The following is a 12,817-nucleotide window of genomic DNA, read 5'->3' as shown; positions in this document are numbered from 1 at the left end:
GGCGACAGGCGCCGCGTTGACCGCCGGCGCCGGGCCGGTGGCAGGCGGCGCCTGATAACCGGGATTTGGCTGGTAGCCGGCGGCATTGGGCTGAGGCTGCGGCGCGGCGGCGACATTCGGCGCGGCAGGGCGAGACGCCGCGGTTTGACCGGGCTGCGCCGGTTGTCCGCCCTGCAACGCCCGCAACTGCTCTTCGAGCTGACGATTGCGGTACTGCAATTCCTCGTTCTGGCCGGTCAGCGTGCGAAGCTGATTTTCCAGCCGCTCGATGCGCATTTCAGGATCGATATCCTGCTGCGCGACCGCGCTGACAGGCAACCACGCGGGCGCGAATGCGAGCACCGCACAGACGAAAATTTGAAATCTGGATGACATTTTGACCCGAAAAACAGTAAGGGCATCGCTTTTCAAAGCGACCAAGATTGACCGGTTCAGTACGCCAAAAATATGGCTTCCGACAGCGGCCCGTTGCCTCGGCACGATCTCTTTCGAGGTCATCTCTCCACCCGCTCCAAAACAAAACGGCGCCCGCAGGCGCCGCTTTTAGAAGCTATCGACGACGCGTTCTTACGAGCTGGCGTTGAGCACGGTCACAGCGCGGCGGTTCTGCGACCAGCACGAGATGTCGTTACACACCGCGACCGGGCGTTCCTTGCCGTAGGAGATCGTCCGCATGCGGCTCGGATCGATGCCGCGTGAGGCGAGGAAGCTGCGAACCGACTGGGCGCGCTTCGCGCCGAGCGCGATGTTGTACTCGCGGGTGCCGCGCTCGTCCGCGTGACCTTCGATGGTGAAGGAATAGCGGTTGTACTGCTGGAGCCACTGCGCCTGCTTGTCCAGGGTCGCGATCGCCTGCGGCGACAGTTCGGTCTGGTCGCTTTCGAAGAACACGCGATCGCCGACATTGACCACGAAATCCTGCTGGCTGCCCGGCACCGCCGCGCTCGCCATGGCATCGCCGCCGACTCCAGTTTTGTTGGCGCAGGCGCCCATCGACAGCGCCACGGCCAAAACGGCGGCAAGCTTCAATCCCTGGAGGATACGCATCTGATGTTTCATTCCGGAGCCTCCACGCTCTGGTTCTGATGACTAGGGGTCCGGTCTACAGCGGCTTGGTTAAGCGAACGTTCCGTCAACCTTGATGAGGCGTTGCCGGAGACACTCAAATGCCTCACATCCGGCAAAACCGATCCCGATGGTTAATGCGGTATGAATATGGCGCGACGGTGAATGCGCCAAGCAAAAAGGGCCCCAGCCTGCGGCTGGAGCCCTTTATTTATGGGAATTCTGGCTGTCGCGCCGGTAACGAGGCCCGCTCAGGACCGCGGGGCGATGGTCGCTTGCGCAAACGGAAACTGCGGCAGGGTCAGAACCGGATCCTCTTCCACTGGCCGCTGGCCGCGTTCGAACAGCTTGCGCCGTTCGAAGAAGCTCGACCGGAAATAGGGATAGCGTTCATAGATGCGCTCCCTCACCGAAAGATAGTCGGCCGCCATCAGGCCCACGGGCTTGATCAGCCCCGGAAACAGACGTGGCGCGCAAAGTGGCTTCTGCAGAAAAACCCGGCGGTAGAACGCCTGGTGTTCAGCACGCACGGTTGCGAGACCTATATCGGCATTGAAGTAGGCACAGGCCACGTACCCAAGCCGCACCGTCAGATAAGGCAGTTCCGGATATCGCTTCTCGCGGGACGGATCGGCCACGAACCGGGTTGGATCGACAATGGTTTTTCCGGCAGTCAGTTCCGGTTTGAGAATATCCGGAAATACATTGACAGACGGAGATGACTCATACTCCGGCGTTGCGACGCTGATGCGAATTGAACTTGCCAATTCGCCGTCAAGATAAATTCCGAAAATCCACGAATTGGGCGATTCATCGAACTCGTCAGTGACCCGGCCATCGGAGTTGGGCGCAATCGCGCCCTCACGAAGATACGCAATATACCGCAGCCGATAGATGCGTTCCCTGTCAGCCTCCGATTCAGCCAGCCTGTAGTCGACGGCATCCAGAGGATAGCTGCTGCGTTCAGCAGGCCGGCTCGTCGTTCGGACAGCAGACACCATTTTCGATGCTCCGAGCGATACGACAGTACCGCGTCACATGAACAGAGGTTAATACCTTCTTAACAAAATCGCAAAGCGTTGCATGAGTTAACCTTAACCGGCGCGGATGTGTGCGCGATCAATCGGCATTGCAGTCATGTCGGTTGAGGAGACAACGATTGAGCCGTGCGCTGTCAGCGCAGCGTCTGGCGGATCGGGATGACGTCCTTGCTGACAGTCCCGTGCGAGGCCTTCAGCAGTTCGCGCACTCGCGCGGCCGGGACCGGACGGCTGAACAGGAAGCCTTGCGCTTCCGTGACGGTGCCCTCGGCACTGATGAGATCGAGCTGTTCGTTGGTCTCGATGCCCTCGACCACGACCGACATGCCGAGATCGGCGCTGAGCCGCGCGACGCCGCGCAACAGAGTCAGCGGCCGCTGGCTGCTGCCGATATCCTCAAGGAATGAGCGGTCGATCTTCACTTTCTGAAGCGGGAAATTGTGCAGGTAGCTCAGGCTCGAAAAGCCGGTGCCGAAATCGTCGAGCGAAATGCGGACGCCTGCCTCACGCAATTGCGTCAGCACATCCAGCGTCCATTGCGTGTTGCGCAGCAGGGACGACTCGGTGATTTCAATTTCAAGCCGGTGCGCCGGCAGCCCGGACACCTCGAGCGCATAACGAACCTCGGTCATGACGTCGCGCTGATGGAATTGCTGCGACGAGAAATTGACCGCGACGCTGACCGGGTCCGGCCACTTCATGCATTCCATGCAAGCCTTGCGGAGAATCCAGCGGCCCAGGTCGACGACAAGACCCATATCTTCGACAACCGGAATGATTTCGGCCGGGGACACCGCGCCGCGCGTCGGATGATTCCAGCGCAGCAGCGCTTCGCAGGTCGAGATGCGGCCCGACTTGAGATTGACCAACGGCTGATAATAAAGCTCGAACTCCTCGTGGGCGAGCGCATGACGCAGGTCCAGTTCGAGCACGCGCCGCGTCTCGACAGTGTGCGCCATTTCCTCGCGGAAGAAGCAGAAGGTGCCGCGGCCGTCGGCCTTGGCGCGATACAGCGCCATGTCGGCGTTCTTGAGCAGAATATCGACGCTGGTCTCGGCCGACGTCATCGCGATGCCGATGCTGGCGCCGATCTCGACCAGGTGATGGTCGATCTCGTAACGCTCGCTGAGGCGGTCGACAATTCTGCGCGCAAGCGACGCCGCATCCTCCATGGACTGGATTCCGCGCTGGAACACCACGAACTCATCGCCGCCGAAACGCGCGACAAAATCCTCCGGCCGCAGCAGCCGGCGCAGCCGCGCCGTCACCGCGCAAAGCAGCTTGTCGCCGCTCGGATGGCCGAGGGTATCGTTGACCTGCTTGAACTGATCGAGATCGATGAACAGCAGCGCGGAAAGAGGCGCGCGGCTTGAGGCCAGCATCTGACCGATCTCGTCACGGAAGTGAACGCGGTTCGGCAGCCCCGTCAATTCGTCGAACCGCGCCATATGACCGATCTTGGCCTCGGCGTTACGGCGAGCCGTAATGTCCTCGACCAGCACGACCGTGCCGCCGTCCGCCATCGGCTCGAAAGTCCACGCCAGCGCACGCTCCTCGGAGCTGGTCGCGTAGAGTGTGACGACCTCGGCCTTCTGCTGCTTCGCCATTTGAGAAATGACCGTATCGGCGTTAGGCGCGGTCAGCGTGCCGGCCTTGAGACAGGCGGCAACGACATCGGCAGCCGACGCGCCAGATCCGATCAGATCCTCCCTCAGCCCCATCATGTGGCTGAAGCGATAGTTCATCACGGCGAGCCGGCCATTAGCCTCGAACATGCACAGCCCGTGCGGCATGTTGTTGAGCGCGGTGTCGAACTGAGCAGCCATCGCAGCTTCCCGCTCGCTCGCGCCGAGCGCTTCAACATAAATATGCTTCAAGCTGAACGTAATGCGCTTCAGTCCGAAGAAGAACAGGCCGTTCAGAAACGCAAGCCCGATGTAATAAGGGTCACCGCGAAGAACTTCCGCGATCGACATCGGCCCGCACGCCAGGAGGATCTGCAAATTGAATATCCACGGGCGCCCGTAGGTGCGGCCAGAGCCAGCCGCGATATAGCCCGTCGTGACCGTGATGCAGAGCATGTGCGCGACCGTATCGTCGCTGCCAAGCAAAACGATCGCGCACCAGATACCGAGAACGAACGCATAGAGAATAGCGCCGACCATGTAGCGCCCTTCCCAGCGGGCGGCTGCTTCCTGCGACAGATCGGAATCGCGGCGCTTGTACTTGTACATATCGTAGGCGCGATATGAACCAACCAGGACGATCAGAAGTGCGCAGGGCCACAGGTAAGCGTTACCTGTTTTCAAAGCGGTCAGGATCGCCGCGATTGCCATGCAGATCGCGCCCAGCAGCATCGGCGCAGGATTTTGAAACAGCGAATCCACCAGCGCCGCGTAAACGGCGGGTGAAACCAAATTTTCTTCGGGCCGCTTTTTCTCTTGAATAAGCTGCATATGGGCGCGCGCACGTCCTTTGAACGGCTCAAGCTTTACCCACCGCAGATGAAGTCTTTCTGAGGGAATATCGTTACTTATATATTGCCGCGATCGGCAACGAACGAAATCTGCCTGCAAATTCAGCAGAATAAACAAACCCTAGCGGCCGGACTGAAGAAATCCGGCCAGGATTTTAAGACTTCGTTTACGACAGCAGCGGCGACCAGGCCGGGTCGGACGCAAAGCCCGGTGTCGGTACCTTCTGTTCGTTGCGGCCGGAAATATCGACCGTGTAAAGCGACGGTCCGCCCCCCGCTTCGCGGAAGAACATCACGACACGGCCATTCGGCGCGAAGGTCGGTCCTTCGTTATGATAGCCGGAGGTGAGAATGCGTTCGCCCGAACCGTCCGGCTTCATGATGCCGATGGAGAACTGGCCGCCACCCTGCTTGGTGAAGGCGATGTAATCGCCACGCGGCGACCACACCGGCGTCGAATAGCTGCCCTCGCCGAACGAAATGCGCTGGGCCGCGCCGCCGTTCGCACCCATCACGTAGATCTGCGGCTTGCCGCCGCGATCGGACTCGAAACAGATCCGCCCGCCATCCGGCGCATAGGACGGCGACGTGTCGATCGCCGGCGTGTCGGTCAGGCGCGTGGTCGATTTCGAACGCAGGTCCATCACGAACAGGTTGGAGTTACCGCCCTGTTGCAGACTCATAATGATGCGCTGGCCGTCAGGCGAGAACCTCGGCGAGAACGACATGCCGGGGAAGTTGCCGACGATCTCGCGCTGGCCGGTTTCGACATTGAAGAGATAGACGCGCGGATCGCCCTGGCCGAATTCCATGTAGGTGATTTCCTGCGTCGACGGCGAGAAACGCGGCGTCAGCACGAGATCGGCGCCGCGCGTGAGATAACGCACGTTGGCGCCATCCTGATCCATCATCGCCAGGCGCTTGACGCGGCGATCCTTCGGACCGGTCTCGTCGACGAACACCACGCGGCTGTCGAAATAGCCCTTCTCGCCGGTCAGGCGCTCGTAGATCTGATCCGAGATAATGTGCGCGATGCGGCGCCACGACTCCGGCGAGGTGAAATACTGCTGGCCGGTGAGCTGCTGCGCCTGCGGCACGTCCCACAGGCGGAATTCGGCCTTGAGGCGGCCGTCGCCCTGCCGGGTGGCGCGGCCGGTGACCAGCGCCTGGGCATTGATCTGACGCCAGCTCGCGAACTGCGGCGGCACGTCGATGTTGGAAATGCGCTCGATGAAGGCGGCCTGATCGATCGGCGCGAACAATCCGCTGCGCTTGAGATTGTTGGTGATGACCTGCGCGATGCCGGCCGCGACTTCGCCGTCGCCCTGCGAGCCGGGAACGAAATTCGGTATCGCGATCGGGATCGGCTGAAAATTGCCTTCGGTCACCGTGACGCGGGCCTGCGCGAGCGCCCTGCTGACCGGCGGCGCCAGCAGCAATCCGGCGGATGCCGCGCCCGACATCATCTGGCGGCGGGTCAATGTCAGATGGGTCGTCGCGATCATCTTTGACTCGGCCTGCAACTCGTCCGGACCTTCGTTATTCAAGTCTCGCATGCTATCCAAACTTCATTCTGGCGATGTCGCCGTTTGATTTGCCATGACCTTTTCCGAAAACCGGTTTCCACTTTTCGGGGTCATGTCATGATTTTTTGTATTACGAAAATTTTTCAGTGAATGCGGGCTCGAAAAATTTCCACTCGTCGAAATAGGCCGCAGGCAGATTATACGGCTGGCACTCGATGATCGCGCGCTGCGCGCTCTCCTGATAGACGCGGAAATACGGGCTCGACCCGCCCGGCAACGGCACCGGCATGGTTTCCAGCGTGCCGTCGCGTTTCAGCTTGATGGTGAAGACCGCTTCGACCTTCTGCGCCTCGACGCCGCCATAGGGCTTCTTCCAGCACCGCTCCACCTGCTGGCGGAACATCGCACCCCATGTCGCGGAGTTGTCGGCTGCCTTGCCCTTGGCCGTGCCAAGCGCGGCCTGTGAATTCAGCGCGGCGCCCGTGATGGATTCGCGCGAGGGATCGCGCTTGTCGAGCAATGCGGCGATCTTCGATTGATCAAAGGTGCGCTCGGTCTTCTGTTTTTGCGGCTGCGGCGGCGTGGCCTTGACCTGCTGCGGCTTCGGAGGCTTCTTGGCCTCTTCCTTCTTCAGCGCTTCGGCGATCGGATCGACCTTCGCCTGATCCGGCTTCTTCTCCGCCTGCTTCTGCTCTTCCTTCGGTTTGTTCTCGGCCACCGGCTTCGGCGGGTCGGGCTTCTTCTCGACCGGCTTTTCCTCGGGCTTCGGCGTCGGCGGCGGAGCCGCCTCGGTCACGACCGGCGGCTTCTTGTCGTCGATCTTGCCGACGGCATCGTCAACCGGAGGCTTGGCCTCGGCGACCTTCTCGACCATCGGCTTCGGATTTTCTTTCTTGCCGGTTTTCATTCCCTGCATCGCCTTGGCGAACTGCTCAGCGGAAACGATATCGACCGGCACGGAATCCTCCGGCATCGACTCGAAGGCCTTGGTCGAGAACGACACCATGCCCCAGCCGATCACCAGGGCATGCAAAACGACAGACGCTGCTAAGGTCTTGTCGATCTTCACGTCAGTTTCCCTGCTCGACCTCGGTCACCAGAGCCACGCGCTTGAACCCCGCAGCGGACAGGCGGCCCATCACGCGCATCACCGTACCGTAATCCACTTTTGTGTCGCCGCGAACAAAGATGCGCTCGTCCATGCCGCCGCGCGCCTGTGTCACTGCCGTCAATTTCGGCACCAGCTCGTTCATCGGAATCTCGGTGTTGTTGAGAAACACCTTGCCGCTGAGCTGGACCGAGAGCGTCAGCGGCTCCTTGTCCTGATCGAGGCTCTTGGCCGCGGTCTGCGGCAGATCGAGCGGCACACCGACGGTCAAGAGCGGCGCGGACACCATGAAGATGATGAGCAGCACCAGCATCACGTCCACCATCGGCGTGACGTTGATCTCGGCCATGACGTTGGCGCGGCGATAGCCGCGACGTCCGCCGCCGCCCGATCCGCCCCCGAGGCTCATGCCCATGACGAATATCCCAAGCCGTAATTCAAGCCGTTCATTTTCACGCGCGCTCGTCGATCTGGCGCGACAGGATCGCCGAGAACTCGTCGGCGAACCCTTCAAGCCGCTGGGCCTGCCGGTTCACCTCCGAGGTGAACTTATTGTAGAAAATTGTCGCCGGAATTGCGGCGATCAGGCCGATGGCGGTGGCAAATAGCGCCTCGGCGATGCCGGGGGCGACCACCGCCAGGGAGGTGTTTTTTGAGGCTGCGATGGACTGGAAGCTCGACATGATGCCCCAGACCGTGCCGAACAGGCCGACGAAGGGGCTCGCCGAACCGACGGTCGCCAGCACCAGCAACCGGCGGTCCAGCCGCTCGACCTCGCGGGCGATCGAGACGCTCATCACCTTGTCGATCCGCATCTGAAGGCCGGCGAAGGAGCGCGAATTGCTCTCAAACGAGCGCTTCCATTCGCGCATCGCAGCCACGAACAGGGCGGCCATCGATTGCGTCGGCTTGGCGGCCAGCGCGCGGTACAATTCGTCGATGGATTGACCCGACCAGAACGCCTGCTCGAAACGGTCCATGGCCTTCTTGGTACGCGCATAAAGCAGCATTTTATCGATGGCGATGGCCCAGACCCACACCGAGCACGCCAGCAGACCAAGCATGATCGTTTTCACGACAAAGTGCGCATGCCAGAACAGCGAGATCAGCGACACGTCAGCGGAGGCCAGCGGCAGGGCCGACTGCGCTACGTCTGCTGGATTCATGATCGGTATCCTCTCAAGGCGATTATCACTTAAATTCACGCGCTAACGCGCTGGCCGCGGTCGCCGCAAGGCAATGACCGCCGCAGCGAAAGCGCCAACGCTGCCGATCGCCCCGTTCCGGTCTCGTGTCGCGTGGGGTGGCCTGTCCCAAGGAACCTGTCCAAGGCCGGGCTCTGAATCCCCTGCTAACGTGTCAAAACGAGGGCCTTCGGCGTCACTCTAGCCCACATAACCAAACGCTAATCAGGGTTAAGGCGGGGTTACCGCAAGCCGCTCACGGCCCGAAAATGGCCTGCAAACCAGCCCTGTGGCACGGCGGGACCGCCGGTTCCATGTCCGGATCATGGCGGGGGCGCGGCAGCACCCCGCAGCCGCCGCACCAGCGGCATGAGCAGTTGCGGCGACAGGTAAATCGGGAACTGGGCCAGCGCGAAATAGAGCCAGGTCAGTCCCGGCAGCGCTCCGTCCACACCGGCCAGCATCAGGCCCATGTTGCGCTGGGACGCCATCAGCCCGAGCGCCAGCGCGCGCTCAAAACCGGCCTTGCGGAACACCCGTGTGGTCACGGCCAGCAGCGCCGCAAACAGGACGAAGGCCAGCACGAGGAGACCCAGCACGCGGACCGGCGCGGCCCAGAAGCTCGCGGCGACCGTTCCCATCACCGCGCTGACGAACACCAGCAGCACCAGAATGTTGAAACCGTCGATCGGCTGCCTGTAGCGGGCAATGGCCTCAGCGCCGGCGAGACGGCGGATCACAGCGGCAACAAGAACCGAGCCAAAGAGGATCGCGAACAGTTTCAGTCCGAGCGCCAGCGGCGACAGCATGAGCGCACCTCCGAAGAACAGATACGCAAACAACGGCGCACTGAGCGGCACCAGCGCGGTGCCGGTGACGAGCGTGATCAGGACCAGCGTCGAGTCCAGCCCCATCAGCGCAACTAATGCAGGCGACGCCATCATCGGCGACGCCACCGCCTGAAGCATCAGGCCAAGAAACAGATCGGGTGCAGATTTATTCAGACCGCCGATCATGCCGCCAAGACCGAACAGCAGCGGCACCGCGAAGCTGCTCCACAGCGTCGCAGCGATCACCAGGGCCGGCCGCGCGAGATAGCCGCGCATCGCGGCGACGTCGACCCGCATGAACGAAATACAGAGCAGCAGGAATATCGCCTCGGTGACGTAGGGCTTCAGGAATACGCCGAGCGGGGGAACCGCGATGCCGATGAAAACCAGCGCCGCGATGGCGCGCGCGCCCTGACGGCCAAGCCAGGCGAGCGCCGCCACCGGCAAGGCAAATGAATGCCGCATGATCGCAGGCATGATGACTCCCGGAGGCCCCGTAAATCGAGGCCATGAATCGATGAGACAGATCGATGAGACAGATGATTGGAAGGATCGGAGAAAGCGGTTGATGCATGTCGTGGGCGCAAGCCTGCGCCCGCACGCGACCGCGAGGATCAGCCTACCAGATGCCGCTGCATGAGACGGCTCGCCACCAGCGGCGGCGCGATGAGATCACACGCTTGATCATCCTCGATTCATAACGGGGCCCCGGCTCGGCTGGCAATTGGAAAACGCCGCCGGAATCGAGAGGCTGATCTGCATGCGTCACACCCGGCCGCCGTCTCACGATGGCGAACCCGGCGGACCAGACAGATTTTGTGCCCGCAGGCGAGTGCCTCAGGCCGCCCGGACGGTCTGCAGGAATTTCACGACCTCGCCGCGCAGGAATTCGGACTGTTGCGTCAGATCTCCAGCCGCCGAAAGAACCTGCCTGGCGCCAGCGCCGGTCTCGCCGGCCGCGGCCGTCACCTGCTCGATGGTGCGGGAGACTTCGCCCGTGCCTTGCGCGGCCTGCTGGACGTTGCGGGAAATCTCGTTGGTCGCAGCCCCTTGTTCCTCAACCGCCGACGCGATCGCGGAGGATACCTCGTTGATTGATTTGATGACGCTGGTGATGCTGGAAATCGCCTCGACGGATTCAGACGTCGAGCTTTGGATGTCGGCGATCTGCGCGGCGATTTCGGCGGTCGCCTTGGCGGTCTGCTCCGCAAGCGATTTGACCTCCTGCGCGACCACGGCAAAACCACGGCCCGCATCGCCCGCTCTCGCCGCCTCGATGGTGGCATTCAGCGCCAGCAGGTTGGTCTGCGCGGCGATATTCGTAATCAGATCGACAATGGTGCCGATTTTCTGCGCTCCCTCCGAAAGCCTGCTCATCGTGGTCCCGGCGTTGTCAGCCGATGTCGTCGCCTGAGCCACCATGCGGGTTGAATCGTTCATCTGCCGGCTGATCTCGGTGACCGCGCTGGTCAACTCTTCGGCGGCAACGGAGACAGCCTGCACATTTGCCGTCGCATCCTTCGAGGCACCGGCAACGACTTGCGACTGGCCGGCGGCGCGTTCAGCCGAGGCGGCCATCGTCTTCGCCGAAGCTTCAAGCTGCGAAGCGGCGGATGCGACCATATCCACGACGCCTCCCACCGCTCTTTCAAAATCCGTGGCCAGACGTTCGAGCGTCTCCTTGCGGTCGCGCCGCCCCGCGTCGATGTAGACCGCGATCGCCAGATCCATATCCAGCATCGCGGCCTTGACCACGGCGTGCTGCAAGGCGGCCTTTTTAAACGCCGCCTTCCTGTCGAACTTGCCAACCGGCAGGCGCTCGGCGATCGCACGCGTCACCCCGGACACCAGCGTGTTATATCCGCCGATATACCAGCGCGGCTCCAGACCCAGCTTGTTGTGAACTTCGCCGATCTTCGTCACGGACGCTTCGTAGACGGAATCGAAGCGGCCATCGAGAATGATGGCCCAGTGCTTCAACTGCATGTCCTTGGCATGCATCATATGCGCGCGATTCTTGAAAAATGCCGACGTTTCGGGAAACTTTGCGACGTGGTCATAGAAAGAATCGAGAACGGGTGCCATTTCCGCGAGTACGAAGGGCTTCCATTGCCGCAGCGTCTCGCCCGTCGCCTCATCGATCATGTTGAAACTTAACCGCCGTGAGATTGTGCTCTCGCCGCTCATCCTCGCCTGCCCCTTGCAGACATTCGCCGACGGGATTGCCTGCGAATCAGTTGTATTTGATATCAAGTACAACTTTTAATAAAGGTAGAATGGCCATGCCGCGTCTCAAAGTTGCGCACCCTTACCCTGTCTCCGCGGAGAGCACCGCGACATGACGTCCATCGTGCCGCCAGCCAAAGCCGCCCGGCCCGGACGCGGCGCTACGGCGTCCGTGATTCTGATCCTCGCCAATCTGGTGCCCCTTGCGGGCATCCTGCTCTGGGGCTGGGACACCTTCGTCCTGCTTTGCCTGTACTGGCTGGAAACCGCGGTGATCGGATTCTGGACCATCCTGCGGGCCGCGACGATGTCCCGCGATCCGGGATCGGTCGCAGGGCGCAGCATCGCCGGTACGCTTGCTCTGGCCGGGTTCTTCACCGTGCATGCCGGACTGTTCATGTCCGTGCATATGCTGTTCATCTACACGCTGTTCGCGGGCCCATGGGCCGGACGCATTCATGACGCGCGGGATTTCATCCGCCTGATTGTGATCGGCAAGGATCTGTGGATTCCGCTGGCCGCGCTGTTCGTTGGTCAAGGCGCCATCTTCGTCAACGACGCGGTCAATCGCTTCGTGTTCGCCAAGGCGCCGCCGGCGACCGCCGACACCGGCGAGATCATGGGCGGGTTTTACAAACGCATCGTCATCATGCACGTCGCTATCATGGGCGGCGCGTTCATCGCGCAGGCGATCGGAACCGCGGCGCCGCTGATCGTTCTGGTGCTGCTCAAGATCGCGATCGAAATCCGGCTTCAGATGAAAGCGCAAAACCTTAGAGCCTGAAGTTCAATTCCGGTCGCTTGCCGCTCTGCGGTCGTCCGTGCGAGAGCGGGGACGGCGCGGTGACGGCGAGAAGATCGCTCCGGCATCTCCCACAAAACGATGACTCAGGGAATATGGGTCCCGGCCTTCGCCGGGACGACGCTCTGCCATTGCGAGGAGCGCAGTAATTTCTCCGCCGTCATTCCGCCTGACCGGCAGCGCGATTTCCTCCCTCCGTCATTCCGGGGCGCGCGTCTTCGCGCGAACCCGGAATCCATCTTCCTGTCGCGATATGGATTCCGGGCCTGCGCCTTCGGCGCACCCCGGAATGACGGCGGATGGTATCGAGTGCGCGTAATCAAGCGTAGCCCGGATGAAGCGCAGCGCAATCCGGGGCCGGGCGCGTTGTTCATGCCGGATTCCGCTTCGCTCCATCCGGGCTACGAAACTTGCGGAGCGCCGTCATCCTGAGGTGCGAGCGCTAGCGAGCCTCGAAGGATGACAGCGCAATTCGCACGCTCTGCCGCGCATCCTTCGAGGCTCGCCGCAAACGCGGCTCGCACCTCAGGATGACGCGATACTTGACATTCTTTTACATA

The 12,817-nt window shown here is 61.7% G+C and carries 10 protein-coding genes and 1 pseudogene; 1 reads left to right on the top strand and 10 read right to left on the bottom strand.

Annotated elements, in window-relative coordinates; all coding sequences use genetic code 11:
• The 10 genes and pseudogenes from AC1Q6J_RS22835 to AC1Q6J_RS22790 all read right to left on the bottom strand — a co-directional run.
• Positions 1 to 375, bottom strand: a pseudogene (locus AC1Q6J_RS22835) (tol-pal system protein YbgF); the annotation flags it as partial.
• A 192-nt stretch (positions 376 to 567) separates the two neighbouring features.
• Complete coding sequence (gene pal, locus AC1Q6J_RS22830; RefSeq protein ID WP_024574199.1) at positions 568 to 1,059, bottom strand: peptidoglycan-associated lipoprotein Pal; 492 nt, start codon at positions 1,057 to 1,059, stop codon at positions 568 to 570.
• A gap of 257 nt (positions 1,060 to 1,316) precedes the next feature.
• Positions 1,317 to 2,066 carry an N-acyl amino acid synthase FeeM domain-containing protein gene (locus AC1Q6J_RS22825; RefSeq protein WP_492281429.1) on the bottom strand — a complete coding sequence of 250 codons (750 nt, stop codon included), beginning with the start codon at positions 2,064 to 2,066 and terminating at the stop codon, positions 1,317 to 1,319.
• A gap of 173 nt (positions 2,067 to 2,239) precedes the next feature.
• Positions 2,240 to 4,561, bottom strand: coding sequence for a putative bifunctional diguanylate cyclase/phosphodiesterase (locus AC1Q6J_RS22820; RefSeq protein ID WP_492281428.1), 2,322 nt, complete (start codon positions 4,559 to 4,561; stop codon positions 2,240 to 2,242).
• 187 nt (positions 4,562 to 4,748) lie between these two features.
• The gene (tolB, locus tag AC1Q6J_RS22815) at positions 4,749 to 6,086 is read right to left on the bottom strand and encodes a Tol-Pal system beta propeller repeat protein TolB (RefSeq protein ID WP_492281430.1); all 1,338 of its coding nucleotides are present in this window, start codon (positions 6,084 to 6,086) and stop codon (positions 4,749 to 4,751) included.
• Between the two features lie 151 nt (positions 6,087 to 6,237).
• Positions 6,238 to 7,176 carry a cell envelope integrity TolA family protein gene (locus AC1Q6J_RS22810; RefSeq protein ID WP_492281427.1) on the bottom strand — a complete coding sequence of 313 codons (939 nt, stop codon included), beginning with the start codon at positions 7,174 to 7,176 and terminating at the stop codon, positions 6,238 to 6,240.
• A gap of 1 nt (position 7,177) precedes the next feature.
• Positions 7,178 to 7,630, bottom strand: coding sequence for a protein TolR (gene tolR / locus AC1Q6J_RS22805; RefSeq protein ID WP_492234526.1), 453 nt, complete (start codon positions 7,628 to 7,630; stop codon positions 7,178 to 7,180).
• Between the two features lie 37 nt (positions 7,631 to 7,667).
• A complete protein-coding gene (tolQ, locus tag AC1Q6J_RS22800) occupies positions 7,668 to 8,381 on the bottom strand; it encodes a protein TolQ (protein ID WP_006022265.1) in 714 nt (237 codons plus the stop codon).
• Between the two features lie 341 nt (positions 8,382 to 8,722).
• On the bottom strand, positions 8,723 to 9,706 hold the full coding sequence (locus tag AC1Q6J_RS22795; protein ID WP_492281426.1) for a Na+-dependent transporter: 984 nt from the start codon (positions 9,704 to 9,706) through the stop codon (positions 8,723 to 8,725).
• 360 nt (positions 9,707 to 10,066) lie between these two features.
• Positions 10,067 to 11,416, bottom strand: a complete 1,350-nt coding sequence (locus AC1Q6J_RS22790; protein ID WP_492281425.1) for a protoglobin domain-containing protein — start codon at positions 11,414 to 11,416, stop codon at positions 10,067 to 10,069.
• Between the two features lie 151 nt (positions 11,417 to 11,567).
• Between AC1Q6J_RS22790 and AC1Q6J_RS22785 the strand changes: the two genes are divergently transcribed.
• Positions 11,568 to 12,239 carry a DUF6498-containing protein gene (locus tag AC1Q6J_RS22785; protein ID WP_492281424.1) on the top strand — a complete coding sequence of 224 codons (672 nt, stop codon included), beginning with the start codon at positions 11,568 to 11,570 and terminating at the stop codon, positions 12,237 to 12,239.
• Positions 12,240 to 12,817: the final 578 nt, after the last annotated feature.

The sequence above is a fragment of the Afipia sp. MLSD5-FHT05B12 genome, from assembly GCF_058793355.1.
This window is presented reverse-complemented; position numbering and strand designations above follow the sequence as displayed.

What these genes read in the sequence shown, in the direction of transcription:
- pal (WP_024574199.1), bottom strand. Translation starts at nt 1,059, where the DNA reads ATGAAACATCAGATGCGTATCCTCCAGGGATTGAAGCTTGCCGCCGTT.
- AC1Q6J_RS22825 (WP_492281429.1), bottom strand. Translation starts at nt 2,066, where the DNA reads ATGGTGTCTGCTGTCCGAACGACGAGCCGGCCTGCTGAACGCAGCAGC.
- AC1Q6J_RS22820 (WP_492281428.1), bottom strand. Translation starts at nt 4,561, where the DNA reads ATGCAGCTTATTCAAGAGAAAAAGCGGCCCGAAGAAAATTTGGTTTCA.
- tolB (WP_492281430.1), bottom strand. Translation starts at nt 6,086, where the DNA reads ATGATCGCGACGACCCATCTGACATTGACCCGCCGCCAGATGATGTCG.
- tolR (WP_492234526.1), bottom strand. Translation starts at nt 7,630, where the DNA reads ATGGGCATGAGCCTCGGGGGCGGATCGGGCGGCGGCGGACGTCGCGGC.
- tolQ (WP_006022265.1), bottom strand. Translation starts at nt 8,381, where the DNA reads ATGAATCCAGCAGACGTAGCGCAGTCGGCCCTGCCGCTGGCCTCCGCT.
- AC1Q6J_RS22795 (WP_492281426.1), bottom strand. Translation starts at nt 9,706, where the DNA reads ATGCCTGCGATCATGCGGCATTCATTTGCCTTGCCGGTGGCGGCGCTC.
- AC1Q6J_RS22790 (WP_492281425.1), bottom strand. Translation starts at nt 11,416, where the DNA reads ATGAGCGGCGAGAGCACAATCTCACGGCGGTTAAGTTTCAACATGATC.
- AC1Q6J_RS22785 (WP_492281424.1), top strand. Translation starts at nt 11,568, where the DNA reads ATGACGTCCATCGTGCCGCCAGCCAAAGCCGCCCGGCCCGGACGCGGC.